Here is a 26,309-nt window from a genome sequence, read left to right as displayed (position 1 = left end):
TACTGTTTTTATTTATGGTTATTGAATATAGAAAGAAGTCTCCCCATTGGTATAATGAGAAGACTTCTTTTTTTACGTCTCAGGAGGGATTGAATCAAGTTACATTCTTGAATTTTTCTATTAATACTTTGAGTTCGTCAGGGCTTAGTATCTCCTCTTTTCTCCTATGTATCATTCGATGACAATTGGCACAAAGAGGAACTAAATCTGTCTCAGGGTTCACTTCAGTTGCTTCTTCTAATGTACTTAATGGTTTAATATGATGTACTTCAATAAAATCCTTACCACGTTCTCCATATACTGCTTCAAAATTGAATCCACAAGTATAACAGCTTAAACCATGCTTTTTAACTGCTAGTAATCTATTTTTAGAATCTCTCTCATAACGTTTACCATAATAATATTTTACTTGTCCTTCAATCCTATGACCTTCTTCTTCTAACTCAGCTTTTAGATCTGAATTAATATTGTTTATTAATTCTTCATCAGTTAATAATATTAGTAATCGAACTGCTTCTGTAAAAGATTCATCTTGCTTTTTTAAAATATTTAAGACTTCATTTAATTCCTTACCTTCAAAAATGCCTTTGTAATCAGCCTTCATTCCTAAATAATGAAGAATATTCATCGACTGTAACCCTTTACTTTTATCTTTATCTAAGCCAAGTACTTTCTCATCTAATTCTCTATGTGTTAAACCATTAGCAAGATGCTCGTAAATAACCTTTGCTTTAATTTCATCTTGATAATTATCATATTCTCTTTTACGACCACTTGGCTGTAAAATAGGTAAGATAATTTCTTCTATCTCGTAACCAAATTCTTTTAATCTCATTTTTGCTGTATCTATTTCTTCTTGAGTAAATAAGTCTTTAAATTTAGGATTTAACATCACTGCTTCAGCGGATAAATCTAATCGATTAATTTCCCATAGTTTTTCAAATCCTGAAGAAACTTTGTGTATTAGTTTTTTTGCAACTGCGTATCCTCCTTCATTTGCTAACATTTGATTAAAAATATGAGGATTATATCCAATGCTACTAGCGATTTTTGCTGCTTTTAAAAGTTCATTATGTAATTCATTTTGAAGTTTTTGTTTATCCATTTTATACTCCTTACTAATTTTAAATATAAAAAAAGGGATTCTGCATCAGTGACCAACGCCCTGAACAAATCCCTAATTTCTTCTAAACTCAATTGTATCAATCCGTTTGTAATTAATAAAATACGTCCCAGGAGGGATTCGAACCCCCGACCGACGCCTTAGAAGGGCGTTGCTCTATCCAGCTGAGCTACTGAGACAAATAGGTTATGTATGTAATACAACATTATTGATTATACTCTATTATGTATTTAATTTCAAAAAAAATTATTATATACTTAGAATTACCTGTTTTTTTTATGAAATACGTGGTACTTTATATTCAATTATAAGTTTCAATTGGAAAAAAGTGGATTAATATACCTATATCGAATCTCCCACGCATACATACTTTTCCTACTTGCAAACGCTCCCACTTATTTTTTCAAACATACTCATGTCGGTTCCATTTTCCTATAGTATCTATCAGCAATTGAAATGGAGGTATTCCCTATGGCTACACCCATCTCCGAAAAGGAACTGGGCTTACTTATTAACCGAATGAACTTGGATTCATCGTCTGCTTCTGTAGATCGTAAGTCTGGTGCATCGGATTCTTTTCATGGTAATGGATGGATTCAGGTGGAGAATCATCAGATTATCGTCACTTCACCAGATGAAGGTAAAAAGCCGGCCACTATTTGTGCAGTCTCCCCCTTAACATTATTGATCAACGGGATTCCTTTAAATGGAGCAACAGAAGTTACCGAAGACGATATTATTACATGGGATATTAAATACCCACCGTTATTTGAAATTAAAGTGTCTCGCGATCAAATGGAAGCTTCATTCATTCTATATTCGCGTGAAAAATATACATGGGAACTGCAAGATTTGCCTGCTTCTGATCGTGCTTTTATTAAAGTTGCACCGAACAAAGATGTTGTAATTGATGTGGTGCAATTCAATCATATTATCAATACACTTGAGAAGCTAGGGATTCGCAAACATGTGGATACCGCTGCTATTATGGAAGAATTGGAACATCCTACTCACCAACCTGTGGTGGTAGCTCGTGGCAAAGCGTCAACACCAGGCATCGATGCAAGATTAGAGTTATTTTTTCCTGAACAAGTTGAAACGATCTTCCATGAAATTGGTGGTGTGATCGATTATCGCAGTCATCGCCGTATCCCTTCTGTTCATGAAGGTGATGTGATTGCTGTCAAACATGCATTGGTCGACGGAATTCCAGGCTATAACGTATATGGAGATATGCTTCCTCCTACACCTGCTCAAGATATTATAGTGGTCGCTAAAGAATCAACGGAAATGAATGACAAAGGTGAAATTATTGCTCTTACTCCGGGCAGACCACGCTTAACGGGCAAAAAAGTACATCAATTCGATATTTCTAATGCTTTTATCGTGGAAGGCAATGTAGATCTTAGTACAGGTAATATCGTCTTTTCAGGTGATGTGATTATTCATGGTCATGTCACCGATCATATGATTATTGAATCGCTTGGCAATGTCTATGTTCATGGAAATGTGTATAATTCTACAATCACAGCGACAGGAAGTATTCTAGTTAAAGGAAATGTGATTAGTGGTCAGTTGTATTCAGGGTATTTCGGAGTGATGTTCAATCGAATGTATATGGTCTCCAAGCAACTCAAGCAAGAGATGGAGCGCTTAGAGATTGCTGCTCAATTGCTGACTAATGAAATACGTGCACGCAAACAAACGGTACGGTATGGACAGGTTATTATGTTGTTGTTAGAAAGCAAATTTAAGATTATTCCTGATCTCGCACGTGATCTATTACAAGTATTTGCAAGTATCCAACAAGTGCAGACCGAACAAAATGAACAGTTATTGCTATTACTTCGACAGATCATTCAATCCGCTCAAGTAGCAGATATTTTCTGCGAACAGACTTTGGGACGAATGAGATTATTGTTAGAACAGCTTCATTCCAATGTAGCCAGTATGCAAGAGACCAAAGTCAGTATCGAAATGGCTCAATGTCAGAATGCTATTATCAAATCAAATGGCGATATCGTAGTTACACAAGCAGGTGTGATCCAAAGTGAATTGTATTCTGCGGGCAGTATCGCTTTTTTAGATGAACATTCCGTATGTCGTGGTTCTCAACTGGAAGCTATGGATCGAATCGTTGCTCAAAATGTAGGTAGTAGTAGCAATGCACACTGCGTACTCAAAGCACGTACTCATGTGTATGTAAACAACATGCATAACGGTTGCATTATGATTGATAGTTATAAATTAAACGTCTGGGAAAAAGTCGAAAAACAGTTATTCAATATGGAGTACATGTTAAATCAACAACAAGTACCTCAACAAACCAGCGTTTCTTCTTCATAAACTTATACTCTTTTACCAATAGAATCGATAAAAAAACAAAACCGGTGATGGATATATTCCATTCCGGTTTTGTTTATCGTTGCATAGCTGTAGATAATGTACGATACGATTGAGGTACACGTTCCAACAAATGTGATCCATACATAGAGTCAAACGGCTGATCTTTCATATGAATATAACCAATATAACAACCACATGTTTTCATTTGACACGGACGATCTTGCGATAACTTTTCCAAAGAATGACGATAAAGATGTCCAATCACACGCTTATCTTGATAACAACGCTTTACAATCCCTGAGCCTTGCACATAAAAAACATGCTCCCCTGCCTGACAAGCTTGTCCGAGACTATCATAATCTTGCAGATTGTATCTAAAATAAGGATCGATCTCGCTCAATTCTTTTACTTCTGCTTCGCTATAATAATGCGGACGATCTTTGAATGCATTGACCCAGACATAGACATCTTCAGGCAATCGAGCACGCAAACGATGAATCGCTGGAAAAGCTTCCCGTAATCCGACTGTACCTGCACTAAATATTATGCCTTGTTGATACAATATCATCGCTTGAGCAACAAATCGATCTTCACGTACTTGTTCTGGATGATACGTTGCCCAAAACGATACTTTGGTTGGATTCAGTTGAGCTGTCCAATCTAATTTCACAGACAGATTGGTCTGCACAGCCACTTTGTTCACATGACTCATATGAGACAATTCAATCATCGCTTCCCGGTACCATGAATGTACAAGAGCTTCCCCATAAGGATTGAAAAAGATAGAAAGCTGATGACCATAATGCTGTTGTTCACGTACCCACTCCATAAAGCGTGACAATTGTTCACGATCTTGCATCAATGTCTCTTTGCTATCGACTGTTTTGCTAAACGGACAATAGGGACAACTATAATTGCACGAAGATAATTTGCCCCGATAATAAATAGTTGCCTGCATACTCATGAGCCTACATATCCTTCCATCAATGCATACACATCGTCTGAAATAAACCAATCTCCAATACCATCTGAATAAGCTAACCCTTCGGTGGTTAGTTGTAGCACTTGAGATTGTTGCTCGTCTTCTACAAGTTCAGCCATCCCTGTCCAGATCAAATTCTGTAATTCTGGAAAATGAGTAAGTGGTGATTGACCAAACCGTTCTACATAATCAGCTATCGTTAATCCTTCGCGATGTAAAATAGCTTTGAGAATAAAACGTCGCTGGCGTTCTTCTTGATTCAGCACAAATCCATAATTCGCCTGATCATGACGTTCAGCGGCTACATAGTCTTCGATAATACTACGTGTTGTAGCGGCGCTCACTCCATAATGAGAAGCATAATGCACCTCTCTAGTATAGGAACGTGCTCCACATCCAAGTCCAGCCATCCCTTCTTCCTGACAGCTATACGGCAACAGTTGCTTAGAGGAAGATAACGGCTTAGCAAAACGTCGCATCGAGTACTGTGTATATCCAGCAGCTTCTAGACGGGTACGAGCAGCATGATACAGCTCTAGACGAATATCTTGCTCTAATCCGGTATGCCCTGGCTTCAATATGGTATTTTCTCGAATATATAATGGATAAATAAATATTTCACCTGGATTATACGATAATGCTTGGTCTACCGAATATAACCATGTCTCTACCGTCTGTTCAGGCAATCCATAGATCAGATCTACATTCAGTAAAGGAAAATCATAATCCACTAACATCCGCAACGCTTCGCGTACTAACTCTGGTTTTTGCGGACGATAGATTGCTTTACTTTCCGATTCGACAAAGCTCTGAATCCCCATACTCACTCGGTCAGTTCCGCGACGCTTCAAAATATCCAACCGTTCAGGTGTTACCGTATCTGGCGATGTTTCTACAGAAATCGAAGCATGTGTAGGATCAAGCCCCATAAGATGTTCGGCGATATCAAACAATCGATTCAATTGATCTGGCTGTAATAAAGTAGGCGTCCCTCCACCAATCGCAAATCGTGAAAAAGGTCGTCTGGCTACAAGTGGTGCCCATTGCTTGGCTTGACGCTCCAGCGCATCCACATACTGCTGATGTACATCAACCCGCTTATCTGGCAACGTAAATAAATTACAAAATCCACAGCGGGCTCCGCAAAATGGAATATGCATATAAAGAAAATAACTTTCCAGTTGCTCTTGCTCCCATAATTGTTGCAACGAATACGGTGGACTGAGTTCACGATACGCTGTCTTATGTGGATAAGAGTAAAGATATGAACGATAAGGAGCACTCTTCATCTGTTGTTCCCATTCCTGCAACTGAGGTGTCCATTCTGATGGTGGAATCGCATGGAGCGGTAACTGTAATGATTCCGAATTCATACTACAACACTCCTTTTTTATCAATAACCGCTTAACTTGAACAGCTTCATGTTTTGTTTTATTTACATGATTTTATACTTTTTATACAATGCACAGCTTATATCATATACATTTTCTATAATATAAATTCACGATAAGGCACATTCCAGACTACTTCATGTGCTAACCGGTGACCTTCGTATCCATCTTCCCCATAAGCGGTTCCATGATCGGAAAATACCAGACATAAGGTGGGGCGCTTCCGCTTGCGAAAAGCCTCAAATAATCGTCCTACTTCTCTATCAACATAACGCAAAGCCGCTCGCTGAGTCTCTATCGAGTCTTTACGAATATGATTAGGAATAAAATAATGATTCGGTCCATGAATAGCAGATACATTGAGAAATAAAAATAAACGTTGCTCTAGATCAGCTCCGTCTAACAATTGCAACGCGTGATTCACTTGATGTTCGGTAGAGCGTGGATTGGTCACGCCAAATGTCATTCGCCAATAACTCTCCTGGAAATAAGCAGGTAACACTTTTGCCAGTTTATTCTTTTTCGTAAAAAAGATTACACCACCGATACAGATCGTACGGTATTCTTCTTGCGCCAATCCAGATACGATATCAGGCGCATCAAATAGCCAGGTGTACGGATGAGTGCGAAATCCGCTGTGTTTTCCATGAAATAATCGAATATGTGAAGCTTTATCCGTATTAGCAGGCGTCGGTAGAAATCCACCGAAAAAAGCATGATGCGCAGCATACGTAAAACTGCCCGGACTATGACGCTTCTCCCATCCTCCTGTTGCACATAAATGAGTACAGTTCTCTTCTTCTAACTTGGCTACATCATATCGCAACGTATCCAGTGTAATCATCAAAATGTCATGTGTACCGACAATTTCATTCATATTAAGCATAACGATAATCCTTTCATTGTCACTCATGCTCTAACCATTGTTGTAACTCCCATGCATAAGTGCCTAACCCGCGATGCTCTACATCATACAGCAAATCACCAAATGGGTTCATATCTATAATATAAGGCTGTCCACCGTGACTCGGAACGAGCACATCAATTCCTGTACAAAATGAATAAGGAAACGTACGTAGCCCAGCCATCGCTGTCTGTTCAATAGCATGTATTTGGTCTGCTGACAAATGAGATTGAGACACTACCAACCGATCATTACGCAAATGTAAATTTGTAATCGGAGTATGACTTAATCGCATAACCCCATGCCCTGCTTCATGTCGGCACACCAACTGGCGTACATCATAAGCTTTATTTTGCCAGCTGGCTTTGCTGATCCATCGTTCGGCATGCATACCTTCTTGCCCTACCCAATCGATAATCTGCGCTATAGTCTTAGAGTCTGTATAACGACGTAATTTGCCAGAGTTATAATAATAAGACTCGTTGCCACTGTTATCTATTCCGATTGTAGTGGTCGCAATCTCTGCACCGGTACGGGGATTGTATTGATAAGCGATCACACCCGAAGCCGCAGATCCACAAAATAATTTGATAAATACGCGATGAATTCGGTGTTGCTTCATACTTTGCCGAAGTTGTTCATAACCAGTATGCTTCCCTAGCAGATCAGGTACAAGTGGAGGTACAGCTACACCTGCTGTATGTAGCCACTGATGACAGCGCCTTTTATCGAACATGATAGCAATATCAGCAGGATCATTCATCCATTTTGCGTGTGGTAATAACAATGATACTTCACGCTGAAGCCACGATAACAATCGGCAATACCCGCGAAACCACTGAGCAGGATACCAGATACGTCCATGTTGAGGTTGCAATCGACGTGCTGCTGTTGCTGAGATTGAAGCGCCTACTGTATAAGCATTTAACGGCACCAACGCATCATCTATATCGCCTTCTGCATCTACTGCCCCTAATGCAATCAATTCACGTTCAACCGCAAAATGATCACCAGGTGCATCCAGACGCAATAATAATGAAGATTGAGATAACGAAGATGACTCTACACCAGAGGATGTTGAATATCCATCAATACCGATTTTGGGTTCACTCACACGAATAGGATGCTGATGATGAGTCTGCCTTTGAAATACAGCTTGTAACAGATCATCTAGCGATTCTCCTGCACGAATACTATGCAACAGACGAATATAAGGAACGACCAATGCAGAAGACAGATCATATTGTTCTCTTGCTTGTTGCCAGCCTGCTGTCCGCTTGTTATTAGGATTACCAAACAAAATACAAGCAGATGCAGAAGCCAGCCATTGCTGATAAGAAGTCGATGTAGATCTATTCATATCAAATTCATTACTCCGTAAGTGCAGGATAACGCCATTCGTACTCGCCATCTTCATCTACTTCTTGTTGGTCACCTGTATCAACAGACAAGCCTGTATCTTTCCAGCGCTTGATCATCTTGTCAGACATATAATGATAATTTAAATTCAAATGTTTAAGCTTTTTGACCGCATCACTATTGATAAGTGCTTCTGCACCTTTGTCAGATAGTGTTCCATTCGATAAGTCGAGTGTATCTAGTTGCTCAAGTACAGGCGCATTTGCCGCTGCGATAGCGATTTCATCTTGAATTTCACTATCAGTTAGACCTAGATATTTTAATTTAGGAAAAGGATTCTGATTCAAAAATGGCAAAATATCTTCTATAGAACCATCAAATCCATAATCTTCTACTCCTAGATATAAAGTAAGTGTTGTTAATTCAGGTAAATGCGCGTTATAAATCTCATTCAAAACGGATTTGGGCAATCCTCCGCAAATAATAGTTAATGTATGTAATTTATCATGGTGTAAAGGTTCTAACGATAAGTCTGTACTTCCTTGAATCGTAAACGATTCGATCTGTGGATAAGCAGCAAGTACAGGCCCTAGATTGGTTTGATTGATCCACGAAACTTCACATTCTTCTGAAGACATCTCGCCAATATAAAGGCTTTTTAAATTCGGCAATATCGGGCTTGCTTCAATCAGAGCTGGAATAGCATCATCCATCGTATCTTCATAAGCTGCGCCCCAATCCCCTATAATCAAGCTGGTAATGGCTTTGCAAGCTTCTACATCAGCAACGAGTTCTGTGATCAAATCTTTTAGCTTGACCCCATTTTCATTCTGATCATAATCAACCGATAATTTCACTTCCATTATTAAACCCTCCTTCAATTCTATTTGTTATATTTTACAATAGAAATCTCTCGATAATCAAAAAAAGAATGCTTATTGACATAAAAACAGCTTAACCTCTATTGTTCAGGTTAAGCTGCTTCTACTTTAAGAATTAAGATTCAATTGATCGACTAATTTACGTAACGCTTCTCCACGATGACTAATCGCTTGTTTTTCTTCGATCGTAATATCTGCCATCGTTTTGTCGTGAGTCGGCAAATAAAATAATGGATCATACCCAAAGCCAGCGTTGCCAGAAGGTTGAGATGTAATCCAACCATCTACTGATCCTTCTGTTGTTACTGCTAAGCCTGTAGCAGGATCATACAATACCAGACAACATACAAACTGTGCTGTACTGAGCAATGTCTGATCGGTATCTTCACCCATTTGTAAACGTTCAAGTGCATCTAGCAATTTGGCATTGTTATCAGCATCTGTAGCCGATTCGCCTGCATATCTTGCCGAATACACTCCAGGTTCTCCATCTAAACGATCCACACATAGACCTGAATCGTCAGCAAGTACAGGAACACCTAAAGCATCTCCAACAGTTTTGGCTTTTTTGAGTGCATTTTCAGCAAATGTGGCTCCATCTTCTACCACTTCAGGCAGATCAGGATAATCAAACATGCTGCGCACTTCTTTGCCGAAAGGAGCTAGGGCATGAGCAAACTCTCTAACTTTCCCTTTATTCTGAGTAGCAACAACGACAATAGAGCTACTCATCAGATTCATACTTGTGTACCTGCTTGACCGGAACCAATTTTCAAAGCGATCGGGCCAAGAATTTCTTTTTGCATCGCAATCATTTTCTCAATACCTTCGCTACCCAGTACTAGCAATTGATCTAGCTCTTCACGAGAAAATGGACGTTCTTCCCCTGTGCCTTGAAGTTCTACAAATTGTCCTGCGCCTGTCATTACCACGTTCATATCTACTTTGGCTTTGGAATCTTCTTCATAGTTCAAATCAAGTAAAGCACGATCTCCGACTACACCCACACTGACAGAAGCTAAATAATCTGTAATAGGGAATTTAGTCAGTTTATTTTGAGTCGATAATTTGTTCATAGCGATTGCTAACGCAACAAAAGAACCGGTGATCGATGTCGTACGTGTGCCACCGTCCGCTTGAATTACGTCACAGTCGACTGTAATCGTACGTTCTCCTAATGCTTGTAGGTCAATAACTGAACGAAGTGCACGTCCAATCAGACGTTGAATTTCCATCGTACGTCCGCCCAATTTACCTTTTGCTGCTTCACGCTGGTTACGGGTATGTGTAGCACGAGGTAGCATCGAATACTCTGCTGTTACCCAGCCTTTACCCTGACCTTTCATAAAGTGCGGTACACGTTCTTCTACAGAAGCAGTACATAATACTTTGGTATCGCCTACTTCAATATAGACAGAACCTTCTGCATATTTGTTCACGTTCGGTGTTATTGTTAACGGGCGTAATTCATTCGGTTGTCGTCCGTCTGTTCTCATAAATGGTTGCCTCCTGCGTCATATTCACCTTCTTATTCTAACAAACCTAACTTGTAAAAGCATCCTTATCTGACGATTGATTATGATGCTACAGCGGATATGTGAGTTTTTCATAAAAAATCGGTTAATACTGTATAACGTTATTTATGAAAGAGGTGGCTATCTATGGAATCCCAACCAAGCAAAGTTCCTTATAATCTAAGCAGTCTAAATGTAGAACAAGCGACAAGAGAATGGTTGCTCAAACGTGGGGTTACGATTTTGGAAATAGCAGACATTGTAATGTTTCTTCAAAAAAGTTACTATCCTTCGCTTACGATAGAAGAGTGTGTAGAAAGTGTCGAAAAAGTACTATTAAAGCGTGAAGTGCAAAATGCTGTTCTGACCGGTATTCAATTAGATATTCTGGCAGAAGAAGGTAAATTGATCTCTCCATTACAAGAAATGATCGAAAACGATGAAGGATTGTATGGTGTCGATGAAATTTTGGCATTTGCGATTGTGAATGTATATGGAAGTATCGGCTTTACCAATTATGGATATGTCGATAAATTAAAACCCGGTGTGTTGGGACGATTAAATGATAAAAGTATCGGGCCCATTCATACGTTTTTTGACGATATTGTAGGTGCGATTGCAGCGGCAGCAAGTAGTCGTATTGCTCATGGCAAATATAAAGAACAAGACCCTACAGCAGATACAAGCAATACCCCATTACCTGAAGATGATGAAAGCGAACCATCTGTCTAGTCTGCTCAAATCAATCCCAACAAAAAAACTCTGACTCTGTATAGATACTTTATACAGGGATCAGAGTTTTTGATTAGCACATATATGATCGTTATCCAACAGGTAATAGTAGATTAATTTTTTTAAAATCCTTTGGGATGAAATAAAGAAGATGGTTCTTCTTTTGATTCGGGTTGAACATTGGAAGAAGATTGGTGACCTACTTTGATATCAGGGCTGACCCACCAGTGCTTGCGTTCACGTCGTCTTCTACTTTCACCAGACATAAACTGTAGTACGAATAACCAGATTAAGCATAATCCTGTAAATACATAAAACAAGTGAATCGATAAAATGCCAGAATCATTACGGGTCAATAATCCAGACAGCAATAACAACTCTAATACAGGGTACAATAAGACTGAAATAAAACGAGGTGACGGTTGATGATGTCTTTTCCATACCCAGATAGCAGGAATAACATATGCTAGTGTGATATAGAAAGCAATTAATGCACAGCCATTAGCCAAACGTCCTGAAGCTGTGGTAAATGGAATAATAGCAGCCGACCATCCTTGATGAACAATAATATTAATCATACTGGTGATCCCTTGAACAATACCAACACTAAGTCCCATAAAGACTAGGATATTACGACCACGGTACCAGACAGAACGGTACTTTTCTTGTATCATAGACATATTACTAAATATTCCGATAACTGCACCAATCAGCAATAATAAATAAGCAAGGAATCGCAATCCTTCGACTGCGATATCCAATAAAGTTCCATTTGTGCTAAACATATGATAAGCCCCTTTCGCATTTCGGGGTGTTGATTATTATGTATTGTAAAAGAATTAGCTTAATATTGGATGAAAATGGACTTAAACAGAGTTAAAACTAATGACGATAGGTTGCGGAGGTTGATATGATGTCACAAGAAGTCAGTCGAGTACACAAAATTCCTTTTCGTAAAATATGTGGATTATTGCATATTAGACAAAAAATTGTGAATGTTTATCCTGATTATGCGAATAAAATGGTTGTTGTTGAAACAGAGCGAAATGCTCGTAATACCGAAACCGTTATCGAATACAAAAATAGCTATTTGGATATTCGTAAAATGTCAGCTTCCGAATATAACCAGATGCCTCATGAACCTAATGTGACTGATAAGCTCAAAGCGTTATTGGATGAAAATGAACGTGATGTATTGCTTCGCAGTCTACAACATACGATTCATCAAGCAGAACGACAATTAGAACAAGTGCAATCTGCCAAAAATAAAGCCACTACAGAAGACACATTACAGATCGCTCGCCGGGCAATTGCCAAATTAACCGGTGATCTGAATGAATGATAGTATCACTTTTTATTAATATGTAAATATTTCAGTATTATCATAGTCTTTTTCAAATGATAATGAAAAGAAGCAGGATATAGAGGTGGTTGCTACCCTCTATATCCTGCTTCTTTATATTGGTATTCTTTAATTATTACTGTAACCTATTTGTGCTAATCAGACTGCATAGATCCAAATGCCATCTTGTTGATATTTATGTGCAATCCCGCGGCGAATAAGTTCTTCCAGATGCGCCAACGTCTCGGACATCGCAAATCTTAGTTGATGTAGCGTAAGCTTGCTATTGAATATAGACATACATACATCGTATCCGTTAGCAGGTTGAGTACGGATTCGTTCTGTCATCGCATCCAATCGTTGTTCATGATGATCTAATAATTTGACAGTACGTTCTCTAAATCCGTTAAAAGGACGACGATGCCCCGGATATGCCCACTCTACGTCATATTGACCAAGCACACGTAATCCTTCTACATAAGACTTTAATGGTTCAGGATCACTATTCGGAATCAGACTAATATTAGGTGATATCTGAGGTAAGACTGCATCACCACAGATGATCGCTTTCCAATCGGCTTGATAAAAAGATATATGCCCTGCTGCATGACCCGATGTCTGGATCGGTAACCATGGATATCCCGCAATCAGAAATGGTTGCTCTGGTGTAATTATAGATACTTCTGGTTGTGGTAATACCTGCGTGACAAAGCTTTGCAAATGTTCAGGAAGTTCATTGGTAATCTCTGAAGGCATACCATGAATCTTATAAAACGTAATCAAATCTTGAGCTGCGGTATTACCTTCTCCCCATGCTAATCGAGCTTCAGCCAGTGAACGTGCCGACATATACACAGGTGCATGACTTTGTGCTTGTAACCAACCAGCTAATCCATAATGATCAGGATGATGATGCGTCAAAATAATGGATTCCAATTGATCTACATGTAATTCCAACGTATTCAGTACGGTGTGCCATGCAGCTTCATTTTCTGCACTACGAGGCCCTGGATCAATTACACTCCATGTATGATCGCCAACAATAATATAACTGTTGACCCAGCGTAGTGGATAAGACATCGCTATTTTCACCTGAATAATACCATGTTCAAAATGAGTGATTTCTGGTAATTCCATAATGTATGTATCCTCCGTCAGTCTGTCTATATGTATATTATAAACGATCCAAACACAAAAAACTCTTCTGATTGCACCTCTATAGCATAAGGTGTTCAGAAGAGCTTGTTTTTGATTCGGTCATTCATTGCTCAATAACTTTCTTCCCACGGGTTGAACATTTCGTGTTTGAAGTAAGTGCTGTCTGCTGCTTTTTCGTTCCAGTCCCACAATTTTTGGCTAGCTTTTTCGATCTCTTCATTTTTGATTTGACGAATTTCATCTAAAATAGTGAAAGATTTGCCTGCTTCTTTTTGGTGTTCCCAGATAACGAACATAATGCTATCTAAATTATCGCCATAACCCACAACGTTGACTTGGTTAGCATGGTCATTCAATCCTACATTTAGAAAATCATTAGTTACGATATATTTATCATTAGCAACGTGGTAAATAGCTGCCCATTGTTCCATTTCATTTGCATTGTTTTTAATTTCGCTACTTTCTACGAATCGGAACCATCCACCAGAAGTTGCTTTTGCTTTTTCCATAATTTTTACGTTAGATAATTTAGTATAATTCATAGGTTGAATCCCCCTTAGATTTTAGGTAATGTTTGCGTTTTTCATGCGACTTTGTGCCTGTTATATAGTTTATCGGTAAATTTTGCATAATATTTATAGCACTTTCCTCTCATTCGTTCTTTTTCGACATTTTTATATTCCTATACATAGGTATGAGAGTAGGAATAGTATGCCTATAGAACCATAAAACAGTAGGAAGACATAGTACTTATTACTCAATAGTAACTTTTATAAAAGGAGTGAATTCATTAGTAGAAGTAAATGATGAAGGATATTGATAGATGTACAATAATGCTATATTCTTTCGCTTGATTGCAATTGAGTGATATATAGACTGCGGTATACATATTTTAACCACAGCTTATCAAACAAATCGTAAAAGTAATATTTATTTATCAATATTGGTAAATGTATGACATATATTATTGAATTTTGTTCTACTTATATATACGTACAAACTGCACAAAACGATTAGTATTTTATAAAAAAATATTCCATTTTTCCCACCTTTTTAGCCTATTATTTGAACAAAGTATGACAAAAAAGCTTTTACCCTTGTAAGTGGATAAAAGCTTTTTGAGATCGATGGATTAAACATCCTATATTGATATTGATTGGGTATTAAAAGCCACCGCCGGTTGCAAAAATATAAATAATTAAAAATACATTTAAAGCTACGATCACCACAGTAGCGATCCATGCCAAAATTTTGACCCATGCTGGATTGACAAATGAGCCCATTTTGGCACGATCACTGGTAAACCGAACCAGTGGAATAATTGCAAATGGTAATTGTAGACTCAGTACCACCTGACTCCACAATAATAACTCTCCTGTTCCTTTTGCTCCTGCAATCCATGTCACGATAAAAGCAGGAATAACAGCTAATAATCGAGTGATAATACGGCGTAACACAGGTGAAATACGTAAATTGATAAATCCTTCCATGACAATCTGTCCTGCTAGTGTACCTGTAATTGTCGAATTCTGTCCTGAAGCCAGCAAAGCTACTGCAAATAATGTACTGGCAATTCCTACGCCTAATGTCGGACTTAGCAAAGCATAAGCATCTTCAATCCCGCTAACATTTAACCCTGTACCAAAAAAAGCAGAAGCTCCTAAGATTAAAATCGCCGAGTTGATTAGAAAAGCGACAGATAATGAAAGAATAGAATCAATATTCGCAAATTTTACTGCTTCTTTGCGACCTTCTTCTGTGCGCTTGTATTGACGTGTCTGTACGATCGATGAATGTAGATATAGATTATGCGGCATTACTGTCGCTCCCAAAATCCCTAATGCTACAAATAACATCGCTGGATTGGTCACAATCTCAAACTTCGGTACATATCCGCCTAACAAAGCTGATACTTCTGGCTTGGAGATAATCACTTCAAATACAAAGATACAAAAAATCGTCGCCATCAATACGATAATAATAGATTCAATAATCCGAAATCCTTTTTTCTGTAATAACAATAGAAGTAATACATCAAAAGTGGTAATCACAATACCCCATAGTAACGGTATCCCGAATAACAAATTCAGTGCAATCGCTGATCCGATTACTTCTGCTAGATCAGTAGCAATAATCGCAAGTTCAGTCAGTATCCAGAGAAAAACGGCTGTTCTTTTGTTCGTTGTATCACGAGTCGCCTGAGCCAAATCTCGCCCTGTCACAATTCCTAGTTTGGCAGATAGACTTTGTAATAACATAGCGATCAAGTTAGAAATCAGTACAACTGATAACAAGGTGTATCCGAATCGTGCTCCTCCTGCTATCGAAGTTGCCCAGTTCCCCGGGTCCATATATCCAACAGCAACCAATGCTCCCGGACCGGAAAAAGCGAAAAATTTACGCCAGAATCCAGCATTTTCAGGAATCTTAACGGTATTGTTCACTTCTTCCATACTGATACTTGAACTGGAGTGTAACCAGTTTGATTTTTTGACATCTATATTTGTATTTAATTCTGTGTTGGAATCCATTCTTCGTGTCTCATCCTTTCTCTACAGTAAGCCTATCCAATGGCTTATTTTATCTAGAATACCAATACATTCTATGTGTCTGTATAGTGATAATAATTATATCAATAGCAACATAATACTTAGACCATATTTTGCATCAGGGAAACTTATTTGTCAACAGCTAATTTTTATGGCTTATAACAATTTAAATATTCATCTAATACTGTTCTTTTCCACTTCAATTATGTATATGACCTATCGCATATTACCCATAAAATAGGATGTTCAAGACATACTTCTATGATTTCTTTCAGAGTATGCTTTTATAGAATGATGACATATATAAAAAATACCCTTTGCTACAGAAGCAAAGAGCATTCATTTGATCGATATCTTATTCAACATGACTGCAAAAGAACTATCATGCCTGCGCATCTACTTTTTCAGATAAAAGAGTGCCCGAGGACTGTCTAACAATAATCTGATGGGGAATCGTTATTTTCACAGGAATCGCATAATGATGTTCTAAATAATCCAGTAACAACTTCACTGCAAATATACCCATTTCTAACTTTGGCACATGCACGGTAGATAGCGGTGGTGATGTAAAGGCAGAAACTTCAATATCATCGACTCCAAAAAAAGCGATATCCTCCGGAATTTTCAACCCTTGTTCATTCGCTGCTCTCATCGCGGCAATCGCCATCATATCACTAGCGGCAAAAATAGCTGTTGGTAATTCTTTATTCTGTGCAAAAGCTTGCTTGGTGAGTTCGTAACTAAGTGATACATCCCACTTCACATCAATCACCCATTGATCATCAATAGGAAGATCGGCTTGTAGCATCGCACGTTGATACCCTAGAAAACGCTTTTCACTGCGAAAATGATCATCCGATTCAGAGCCACCTAGATAAGCAATCCGTCGATGTCCTTGTTCGATCAGTGAAGACACCACTTCTTGCACAGCAGCAGTCCGATCATAATGAACAACAGGTATCGAAGCGTCGCTGAGATCAACACCTACGACCACTTGAACATGTTCTTTGATCCATTGATAAGCTTCTTGCTCAATACGTTCTACTACCAGCATCCCATTGATCTGATGTTCATGCACAAGATGCTTTAATTGCTCGGTATCTGTAGGATTTTCGATACTGAATACAAATTCTAACCGCATTCCCCGACGACTCAACTCTTTTTCGATACCTTCTAAAATCACAGAGAAATACGGATTATTATATTTATTTTGCGGCTTCGCTACAACACAACCGATACGGTAAGCTGTAGTCTGCTCGTCTTTTTTGGTAGTGGATGAACGAGTTTTGTTATATCCCAGTTCTGCGGCGGTATCCCATATTTTTTTACGTGTCTCTTCACTTACCGAACGGTTGGCATCATTTTTCATTACTCGTGAAACGGTAGAGATCGACACACCTACACGTTCAGCAATATCTTTTAGTTTAGCCATAAGTTTGTCCTTTCTCTGCAAGTGATTCTTTGGATTGATCATGTGATCGTAACGATTCAATATCTGTATACTTATTTCATACGCAAATTTTGCGGCAAAATTAATTTTATAGTGCTCATTTGCTTCTGTCAATCATACCATCTTTATGTAAATAAGCAGAACAAGCGCGATAATCTCACTATTGTTCTGCTTCTGAACGTCATATCTTTAATTCATTTGCGATGCTAACTGATCTAGTGCGGCTTGTACATCTCCTTCACCTGCTAACGGAAGCTTAAGTGCTTGTTCACCATATGTCCAGACCAAATCCGTTTTCTTCGCGGTAAAAGGAGACACAATTCCAAATTGTTGAGCATCAATAAAAATCTGATTACCTGAACCTGCTTTGGCTAAATAAGCATCGGCAGCGGCTTTATTTGACGGAATCGAATACCCTTGCTGTGCCAGCGCTGTTTGTCCATCCGGCCCTGCTAACCATGCGGCCAAACGGTACGCCGCTTCTTCATGTTCGGTCATAGCGCTAACGGCTACACCTGCGGGCTGAACAACGGTTTTATTTTCTTTGAATTTAGGCAAATACGTAATACCGTAATCGGTCTTCGCTTCCTGATAATTGGTTACATTCCAGCTTCCACCAGGATTCATAGCTACTTTGCCTGTGGTAATCGCTAGGTTAACCTGTCCGCCCAATCCTTCAATTTGAGCAGGAGTGGTATTGATTTTTTTAGTTTTGGTTAGATCGATAAATGTATCTAACACTTGCTTCGCTTCAGGTGTGTTCAGCGCTAATGTGCCGTCATCATTGATTAATTTAGCTCCATTGGACCACAATTCAGGTTCTAGAAACCAATCAATACTTGAACCGGGTGAGATCGACATCCCCCACTGGGCTATCTGATTACTATCGAATCCTGTTTCATCTGCTGTTTTCCCATTTTTATCGATCGTCATCTGGGTAGCAATTTGTGTAATCTCGTCCCATGTAGGTTCTAATACAGGCGGTTTGGCTCCTTTGGGATTGGTTTTGGGATCATTGAACAATGCTTTGTTGTAATACCAGACAATCACATTGGCATCGATCGGCAAAGAGACTTGTTTGCCCTCATATTGATGAAGCGCTAAGATACCGGGATCAATATTATTCAGATCAAAAGATTGACTGGTTAATAGCGGATCTAATTCTTTAAAAATACCAAGCTGTGCATACTTCTCAATATATGCATAACTTGTTTTCATCACATCAGGTAATTTACCGCCTGCGGCATTCGCGGTTAGCCCATCCCAATAACTGCTCCAATCTTTACCTTCTAATGTTACTTTGATATCGGGATTGGCTTTCATAAAAGTATCCAACAATTCCTGTGTACGCTGTAATTCTTCTGCGGTTCCCCACTGCGCATACGTAATCTCAACCGGACTGTCTGCTGAACCTTCTTTGGTTCCAGAAGCTGAATTCGAATTGGAAGTGCCACGTCCACACCCTGCCAGTATCATACTCATCATCACCAACATGATCACACTACAGTACATCCATTTACTGTTGATTTTCATAATAAGCGCCCCTTTAATTAGATGATCGACCTTATCCTTTGGAACCTGTCAGTACAACCCCTTCGACAATATAACGTTGCGCGAAAAAATACAGAATCGCTATCGGAATAATACTGATAAAAGCACCTGCCGCCAGAGCGGGAAAATCCTGGCTGGTCTGTCCGATCAACAATTGCAAGCCTACACTCAATGTGAATAACTGACTGTCTTTGATATACAAAAAAGGACCTAAAAAATCGAGCCACGAATTAACAAAAGCAAAAATAATCGTCGTGATAATAATCGGCTTGGACAAAGGCATAATTACGCGAAAATAAACCGTCCAGCGATTACCTCCATCGAGATAAGTAGCTTCATCCAGTTCTTGCGGAATCGTTAAGAAAAATTGGCGGAACAAAAAAATATAATAGGCTCCTCCTAACCATGAAGGAACAATAAGCGGTAGCCAGGTATCAATCCACCCGAGCTTAGTAAATAATACGTACGAAGGAATCATCATAATTGAAGGAGGGATCATCAATGTCATTAACACTAATGGAAATAAACGTGAAGCGTAGTTTGTTTTGAAGCGCGCAAACCCATAGGCAACCAGTGAACTAGAAATCACAGCACCAATCACGACCAAGATCGATACGATTAATGAATTTTCTATCCATTGCAACATTAAAGGCTGAACAGCAAACAATCGCTCAAACGATTCAAATGTAATCGATTCTGGTAAAAGAGTTGGCGGCATTTTATACGTTTCAGCTTTTGTTTTCATCATGGTAGAAAGTAGCCAGATTAAAGGCCCTATAAATAGTAACAATGCGGTACATAACAATACATATTTCACAATCACACCTGCGACATAACGGGTTGATATCGTTCTCGTACTTCTCATTATTTCCCCTCCCTACTTATCCCCTTCGTAATACACAACACGATTCGAAATTTTCATCAATATCCATGTCACGACAGCAATCAGAATAAACAAAAAGATAGACTGGGACATCGCCATACTAAACTTGAGGTCGGTAAAGGTTGATTTGTAAATGCTATATACAAACGTATACGAAGCATAATTGGGTCCACCCCGGGATAATAATAAGGATTCGGTAAATAGCTGAAAGTTGTACATGGTCTGAATAATCACAACAAATAAAATCGAAGGGCTAATCATCGGAAGAGTAATCGAAAAGAAACTGCGTACTTTACCTGCTCCATCAATTTCTACCGCTTCATACAGATGACGAGGTACATTTTTGAGAGCAGCCAGAAAGATGAGAACACCACTACCCGAAATCCATACTTGTAGCAAAATAATAACTGGTTTTATCGTATGCTCGCCGCCAAGCCAATCGATTTTGGAAATACCGATACTCCCAAGCGCAGCATTCAATATCCCAAATTCGGAGTTAAATACCAACCGCCAGATAATCACGGTCGCGACAATCGGTACCAATGTCGGCAAATAGTAAAAGGTACGGAATAGCGCTATGCCTTTGATATTCATATTCAGCAATAATGCTAACAACAACATACCAATCGTCACAACAGGAACGCCAAACACAACAAAATATAATGTATTAAACAAACTTTTGAGAAAAATAGAATCATTCGTCATCTCGACAAAATTATCCAGACCTACAAATTGATACGTGACGGCTCCCGGTAAACGAGCATCGGTGAAAGCATAAAAAACAGATGTTCCAAAAGGAATCAAGAAAAATGTAATAAAGCCGATGATCCATGGAGCAATAAAAAGAAAAAATAACAGGGTATCATACTTTCTGAGACCTTTCATTTGAGCCCCCCTTTCTTTTTATAGTTCGGCTAAATACACATACCGCTCTTCTACGATTGATTTCTCGGCTGCCAGCGCGACTAACAAAGCATTACGACCGATCTCCGCATTGGCAAATGGCTCAGTTCCTTCTATAATACATTTCAAAAAATCGATCCGTTGGGTCTGTCCACCGGTATGTCCGCCCATAATCGAATCTGAAGTTACATCCATATCCAAATGTTCACGTGTATAATCGGCTCCACCTGCAATATCGATCGTACGGTCGTTTTTGGCTACCATTTGCACACCATTTTCACCAATGAGTCCGATCTCTAATCCTTCATCCAGTAAATTTCTAGGTTGCAGATACATACACAATCCTAGATTCGCTTTACTGCCATTTTCATAATCAATCGTGATAAAAGCGTGATCTACGATCGAAGTCTGTTCTATACTTTTGACCGGATAATGACTATATGAATTATAAATCATATTTTCCTGTCCTTGTTTCAGTACATGCTGCCCACCTGAAGCAAATACACGTACAGGTGGAGAATCGATCATCCAGTTGAAGATATCAAAATGATGGCAATCTTTCTCTACAATCGCTCCACCCGATTTGGACTGATCATAAAACCAATCGGTCGGTGGAAAAGGATCACGAAACTCTTTGCACCACATTAATTTCACATCACCCAGACGTTCGTTCGCTAATTCTTTTGCCATACGGCGATACAGATTCGAATAACGATAGACCAGCCCGATCTGTAATACTTTATTATGTTGAGCTGCCGCCGCAATAATAGCATCACAGTCTGCTAATGTATGAGCAACTGGCTTTTCCAAAAAAACATGTTTGCCTGCTTCTAAAAAAGCAACAGCTACTTCACGGTGCAAATAGTTAGGAATACTGATCACGACTGCATCCAGATCGTCCTTGTTCAATAATTCCCGATAATCTTGATAAATAACAGGTTGACTATTCGTTAATTCTTTTAACGTTCGTTCTACATTGGCTTCATGGGTATCACATATGTACGATACTTCGCAATCATCTAATCGATCGAATCCGATACAATGATGCGACCCCATATCGCCTACTCCAATAAATGCTAGCCTTATTTTCTCCATTTTCCCACACTCCATCATTTAATTTTGCGGCAAATTAAAATATAAGCAATGTTAAATAAGCTAACTCAATACTAAGTATGACTTGATAGTAAAGTAGACATTGACTCTTGTCAATCTATTTTATGCTTTTTCATGTTATATTTTGCCGCAATTTTAAGTTTAATTTCTTTTATTTTCTCAAAAATATACAAATTTGAAGTTAAATTAACTTGTTTATGGAAAATAATTGACTTATAATGCTTATGTGATCTTACATAATACTTTTTTTGATTCTATCCATTTTCAATATTTGCGGCAAAAAAATAATTTTATTGCTTATTTTCTAAAAGTCATGGGTCGATCAACTATTTAATACGTAAAGGAGGTGGTTGAACAGGGAGGAAACAGATCTTCAGTCACGAATAAACCGTATAAATACGAAGGAGGATGACGATGCAATTATTAAAATGGAGTACGAAGCGTCTTACTTTAATGTGGATCGTGTTAGTGATGTTATGTACACTGTTTGCCCCTTCAACCATGATTCAACAAAGTCAGGCAGCAACGATTGGAGTAGATGGTAATGCAGCCGATTGGAGTAGTATTAACACTTTAACAACTAATACAGGTACTGCTCAAAGTCTCAAAGTAACACAGAACAGTACCAACTTGTACGCTCTTGTTCAAGGTGCTGGTCTGAGCACGGCTACAGGAAGCTTCTGGCTCAATACAGACAATAATACAGCTACAGGTTACCAAGCTTCTGGCTGGGGTGTCACCGGTATTGAATGGATGCTCGAAAATAATACGTTATATCGTTACACCGGAGATGGCACAAGTTGGAGTTGGAATGCAATCAGCACTTTACCTGCTTCTCAATTTGTACGTAATTCTTCCACTATTGAGACTTCTATTCCATTGTCTACCTTGCAGTTAGCGGTCAGCAATACGATAAAAATTGGTTATATTGATAACAATTCAGCAACTAACCGTCTCCCTGCCGCTTCACTGATATTACCTTCTTATACGATTGCTACAGATACACCATCAACAGGTACTACAACAGTGGTCACGCCTACAGAATTAGATAGCCCTCTTAATAATCCTTTTAAAGGTTGGTCTCCTTCTGCCAAATCGACTTCTTACCCGCAGCAACACCGATTGGTATATGCAGGAGTCACATGGAAAGAATTAGAACCCACCAAAGGTAATTATGATTTCGCCGCGATCGAAGCGACTAACAATTTTGCATACTGGAAAAGTAAAGGAGTTAAAGTCGTATTCCGCCTTATTCTCGATAGCCCTTCTGGAAGTGCCCATCGCGATATTCCAGATTGGTTAGTCAATGATATTGTTGCTCAAGGTGAATCTGCTGGAGTAGCTTATAGTGATGCTACTGGAGGCATGGGCGCTGGTAACAATACAGGATTTTCTCCTAATTATAGTTCCACTTATTTGATTGCTCGCCATAAGCTAGCGATCGAAGCCATTGCTAATCGTTATAATACGAATGATCGTCCGGTCGCTTTTGTACAGATTGGATCGCTTGGACATTGGGGTGAATTCCATACATGGCCTTATGTTGGACCTAATGGAGAAACGAACTATACCGGAACATTCCCTGTTAATGCGATCTCTAATCAATATGTACAACATTATATTGATGCTTTTGCAGGCAAAGAAGATAAAATGCAATTAATGATTCGACGCAGTATTGCTCTTGCCAAAACCAATAATAAAGGGCTTGTCATGGGTATGTTTAACGATGTATTCGGAGACAAACCAAGCTTCGATGCCGATTGGGGCTGGTACACAGGAACGCAAAATGGCTACTGGGATGATATTGGTCAACAGCAACCTGCTCACAAAGATTTCTGGGAAACACGCATTTCGGGTGGTGAGTTCTATGGTGGTGCTTCGGGTATGAATGCAGCACTCACTACAGGTGCTGGATTTACTGAAACGTTGCGTCAGACGGAACTTAGTAAACCAAGCTGGCTCGGCCCTAACTCCCCTGCTTCTCTTGCTGTTGGAGGAACACTACAAGCCAATATCGATACGTTGAAAAAACGAATGGGTTATCATTTTGTGATCAAAGAAGTATCCCATCCGACTACACTTACAGGCACTTCTGTAGCGGTAACAGTCAAAGTCGAAAATAAAGGCGTACAGCATTTCCCTTTTGCATGGCCGTTGGAAATTCAATTGCGTAAAGGAGATACCGTTGTTGCCAAAAAAACTACAACAGCTAATCTAACCACATGGAAAACAGGATCATATACAGTAACTGATTCGATTCCTGTGGCTAGCAGTCTTGCCGCAGGTACGTATGATATTGCAGTAGCGATTATCAATCCAGAGACCAATACACCGGGTGTCGATTTTGCCAATACAGGTAAATTGACAGATGGAGCTTTTAAAGTAAGCACGATTACAAAATAAATATAGTGATAAAAGAAACACAATAACGAATAGATCTATTTTTGTTGTTTGTGTTTATAATTATCTCTCTTTTATGCTTTTCTTTATCTTTCTTTTTTAAGTATATCAATAGTTGAATACATGATGATTGTATAGAGCAGAACGATTCCAAAGTACGCTTTTGGAACCGTTCTGCTTTATTTTATAGTTAAACTTTTCGCAATTGGAGCAAAACGTAGTAAAATAGAAACATACGCTTTTTGATGACTGGATATGATCCTATCGGATTCAAGCAATGATCTCTATTTCCTAAGGAGGATATACAATTATGAGTTATGCTACATATTTTCAAGAACACCGTGAACACCATTTAAATGAGTTAAAAGAATGGTTATCTATTCCTAGTATTTCTGCTATCTCAGAACATAAGCCAGATATGCTACGTGCGGCTGAATGGTTAGCAGAAACGTTGAAAAAAGCGGGTCTCGAACATGTAGAGATTCATCCAACTGCCGGCCATCCAATCGTGACAGCGGATTATTTGCATGCACCGGGTAAGCCAACGGTATTGGTCTATGGACATTATGATGTACAACCAGTCGATCCATTACACTTATGGGAGACGCCTCCGTTTGAACCTACGATTCGTGGTGACAAATTGTTCGCTCGTGGCGCAACCGATGATAAAGGTCAAATCTTTTTGCATATCAAAGCAGTAGAAGCGATTCTAAAGCAAGAAGGTACACTTCCGGTTAACGTGAAGTTCTGTATCGAAGGCGAAGAAGAAATTTCTAGTGCGAATCTGCCTGCATTTTTGGAAAGCAACAAAGACATGTTATCTGCGGATGCTGTATTGATCTCAGATACAGCTTTGATCGAAAAAGGAAAACCTGCGATCTGCACAGGATTGCGCGGATTATGCTCGCTTGAATTTACGATTCATACAGCTAATACGGATCTACACTCCGGTAGCTTCGGTGGTGGAGTTCCAAATGCACTTCACTCTATCGTAGAAATACTGAACTCTTTGCATGATAAACAAGGTCGTGTATTGGTTGATGGATTCTATGAAGGTGTATTGCCATTGTCTGATGAAATGCGCAATGAATTTGTAAAACAAGCTTTCGATGAGAAGAAATTGCAACAATCATTAGCGCTAGAATCTCTACATGGTGAAGAAGGTTATTCTTTTGTAGAACGTGTCGGCGCTCGTCCAACACTTGAGATCAATGGATTGTATGGTGGTTTTCAAGGTGAAGGAAGCAAAACAGTTATTCCAAAAGAAGCCAGTGCCAAAATCACTTGCCGTCTAGTCGCTAATCAAGATCCTGCTTATGTGTTGGATCAAATTATTAAGCATCTAGAAGCAAATGTACCAACAGGCGCAACGATTGATATTAAACCAGGTGAAAAAGCTCGTGCTTTCAATATCGATCCTTCTGCCGAATTGTTGCAAAAAGCGGCTGACGCATTCAAAACAGTCTATGGTACACGTGCATTATTCACTAAAGATGGTGGTTCGATTCCAATCGTTGAAGCATTTTCCCGTCTAATTGCTCCTACTGTAGTATTGATGGGCTTCGGCTTACCTGACGAGAACCTGCATGCTCCTAATGAACATTTCAACTTGGAGAACTTTGATAAAGGCTTGCTTACGATTGTAGAATACTTGAACCAAATCTAAAATTGGCATAGCCGTGATATACAAAATAGTAGCTCTGTATATCAATAATGATCCAAATCAAA

Annotated in this window: 22 protein-coding genes and 1 tRNA gene; 5 read left to right on the top strand and 18 right to left on the bottom strand. The window is 39.0% G+C overall.

The genetic code is table 11. The features are described from left to right. Positions 1–94: 94 nt before the first annotated feature. Complete coding sequence (locus PQ460_RS05670) at positions 95–1,105, bottom strand: HNH endonuclease (protein WP_274172015.1); 1,011 nt, start codon at positions 1,103–1,105, stop codon at positions 95–97. Between the two features lie 123 nt (positions 1,106–1,228). Then, a tRNA-Arg gene (locus PQ460_RS05665) sits at positions 1,229–1,302 on the bottom strand. 292 nt (positions 1,303–1,594) lie between these two features. On the opposite strand from PQ460_RS05665, the gene PQ460_RS05660 reads away from it, so the two are divergent. Next, positions 1,595–3,469, top strand: coding sequence for a flagellar assembly protein A (locus PQ460_RS05660; RefSeq protein ID WP_274172014.1), 1,875 nt, complete (start codon positions 1,595–1,597; stop codon positions 3,467–3,469). Between the two features lie 73 nt (positions 3,470–3,542). Here the strand turns inward: PQ460_RS05660 and PQ460_RS05655 are convergent, their stop codons facing one another. From PQ460_RS05655 to rph, 7 genes are all read right to left on the bottom strand, one after another. Continuing rightward, entirely contained in the window at positions 3,543–4,427 is an 885-nt protein-coding gene (locus tag PQ460_RS05655; protein ID WP_274172876.1) for an STM4011 family radical SAM protein, read from the bottom strand. A 2-nt stretch (positions 4,428–4,429) separates the two neighbouring features. Then, the gene (locus PQ460_RS05650; protein ID WP_274172875.1) at positions 4,430–5,740 is read right to left on the bottom strand and encodes an STM4012 family radical SAM protein; all 1,311 of its coding nucleotides are present in this window, start codon (positions 5,738–5,740) and stop codon (positions 4,430–4,432) included. 199 nt (positions 5,741–5,939) lie between these two features. Beyond that, the gene (locus PQ460_RS05645) at positions 5,940–6,728 is read right to left on the bottom strand and encodes an STM4013/SEN3800 family hydrolase (protein WP_274172874.1); all 789 of its coding nucleotides are present in this window, start codon (positions 6,726–6,728) and stop codon (positions 5,940–5,942) included. 19 nt (positions 6,729–6,747) lie between these two features. Further along, complete coding sequence (locus tag PQ460_RS05640) at positions 6,748–8,106, bottom strand: STM4014 family protein (protein ID WP_274172013.1); 1,359 nt, start codon at positions 8,104–8,106, stop codon at positions 6,748–6,750. Between the two features lie 10 nt (positions 8,107–8,116). Beyond that, on the bottom strand, positions 8,117–8,968 hold the full coding sequence (locus PQ460_RS05635; RefSeq protein ID WP_274172012.1) for an STM4015 family protein: 852 nt from the start codon (positions 8,966–8,968) through the stop codon (positions 8,117–8,119). Positions 8,969–9,094: 126 nt separating this feature from the next. After that, on the bottom strand, positions 9,095–9,718 hold the full coding sequence (locus PQ460_RS05630) for an XTP/dITP diphosphatase (RefSeq protein WP_373462045.1): 624 nt from the start codon (positions 9,716–9,718) through the stop codon (positions 9,095–9,097). Positions 9,719–9,723: 5 nt separating this feature from the next. After that, on the bottom strand, positions 9,724–10,482 hold the full coding sequence (gene rph / locus PQ460_RS05625) for a ribonuclease PH (RefSeq protein ID WP_274172011.1): 759 nt from the start codon (positions 10,480–10,482) through the stop codon (positions 9,724–9,726). 165 nt (positions 10,483–10,647) lie between these two features. Here rph and PQ460_RS05620 point away from each other — a divergent pair, with 165 nt between their 5' ends. Then, complete coding sequence (locus tag PQ460_RS05620) at positions 10,648–11,232, top strand: phosphatidylglycerophosphatase A family protein (RefSeq protein ID WP_273613405.1); 585 nt, start codon at positions 10,648–10,650, stop codon at positions 11,230–11,232. Between the two features lie 122 nt (positions 11,233–11,354). Here the strand turns inward: PQ460_RS05620 and PQ460_RS05615 are convergent, their stop codons facing one another. After that, entirely contained in the window at positions 11,355–12,017 is a 663-nt protein-coding gene (locus PQ460_RS05615) for a hypothetical protein (protein ID WP_273613406.1), read from the bottom strand. A gap of 125 nt (positions 12,018–12,142) precedes the next feature. Between PQ460_RS05615 and PQ460_RS05610 the strand changes: the two genes are divergently transcribed. Further along, on the top strand, positions 12,143–12,574 hold the full coding sequence (locus tag PQ460_RS05610; protein ID WP_274172010.1) for a hypothetical protein: 432 nt from the start codon (positions 12,143–12,145) through the stop codon (positions 12,572–12,574). 159 nt (positions 12,575–12,733) lie between these two features. Here PQ460_RS05610 and PQ460_RS05605 read toward each other — a convergent pair whose 3' ends face one another. The 8 genes from PQ460_RS05605 to PQ460_RS05570 all read right to left on the bottom strand — a co-directional run bounded on the left by PQ460_RS05605 (position 12,734) and on the right by PQ460_RS05570 (position 22,163). Then, entirely contained in the window at positions 12,734–13,711 is a 978-nt protein-coding gene (locus PQ460_RS05605) for an MBL fold metallo-hydrolase (RefSeq protein ID WP_274172009.1), read from the bottom strand. A gap of 131 nt (positions 13,712–13,842) precedes the next feature. Continuing rightward, a complete protein-coding gene (locus PQ460_RS05600; RefSeq protein ID WP_273613409.1) occupies positions 13,843–14,274 on the bottom strand; it encodes a hypothetical protein in 432 nt (143 codons plus the stop codon). 621 nt (positions 14,275–14,895) lie between these two features. Further along, positions 14,896–16,263: an Nramp family divalent metal transporter gene (locus PQ460_RS05595; protein WP_274172008.1), complete on the bottom strand. Its 1,368-nt coding sequence runs from the start codon at positions 16,261–16,263 to the stop codon at positions 14,896–14,898. A gap of 400 nt (positions 16,264–16,663) precedes the next feature. Continuing rightward, complete coding sequence (locus PQ460_RS05590; RefSeq protein WP_274172007.1) at positions 16,664–17,713, bottom strand: LacI family DNA-binding transcriptional regulator; 1,050 nt, start codon at positions 17,711–17,713, stop codon at positions 16,664–16,666. A 207-nt stretch (positions 17,714–17,920) separates the two neighbouring features. Next, positions 17,921–19,264, bottom strand: a complete 1,344-nt coding sequence (locus PQ460_RS05585; protein ID WP_274172006.1) for an ABC transporter substrate-binding protein — start codon at positions 19,262–19,264, stop codon at positions 17,921–17,923. Between the two features lie 31 nt (positions 19,265–19,295). Beyond that, positions 19,296–20,147 carry a carbohydrate ABC transporter permease gene (locus PQ460_RS05580; RefSeq protein WP_274172005.1) on the bottom strand — a complete coding sequence of 284 codons (852 nt, stop codon included), beginning with the start codon at positions 20,145–20,147 and terminating at the stop codon, positions 19,296–19,298. Between the two features lie 12 nt (positions 20,148–20,159). Then, positions 20,160–21,050, bottom strand: coding sequence for a carbohydrate ABC transporter permease (locus PQ460_RS05575; protein WP_273613414.1), 891 nt, complete (start codon positions 21,048–21,050; stop codon positions 20,160–20,162). 18 nt (positions 21,051–21,068) lie between these two features. Continuing rightward, complete coding sequence (locus PQ460_RS05570) at positions 21,069–22,163, bottom strand: Gfo/Idh/MocA family protein (protein WP_274172004.1); 1,095 nt, start codon at positions 22,161–22,163, stop codon at positions 21,069–21,071. 432 nt (positions 22,164–22,595) lie between these two features. On the opposite strand from PQ460_RS05570, the gene PQ460_RS05565 reads away from it, so the two are divergent. Beyond that, positions 22,596–24,584, top strand: a complete 1,989-nt coding sequence (locus PQ460_RS05565) for a DUF4832 domain-containing protein (RefSeq protein ID WP_274172003.1) — start codon at positions 22,596–22,598, stop codon at positions 24,582–24,584. Positions 24,585–24,891: 307 nt separating this feature from the next. Further along, positions 24,892–26,247, top strand: a complete 1,356-nt coding sequence (locus tag PQ460_RS05560; protein ID WP_273613417.1) for a dipeptidase — start codon at positions 24,892–24,894, stop codon at positions 26,245–26,247. Positions 26,248–26,309 lie beyond the last annotated feature (62 nt).

Origin of the sequence: Paenibacillus sp. KACC 21273 (assembly GCF_028736095.1) — a bacterium.
GTDB lineage: Bacteria > Bacillota > Bacilli > Paenibacillales > Paenibacillaceae > Saccharibacillus > Saccharibacillus kyungheensis.
Note: the sequence above shows the minus strand (reverse complement) of the source record. Positions and strands in the feature narration are given on the sequence as shown.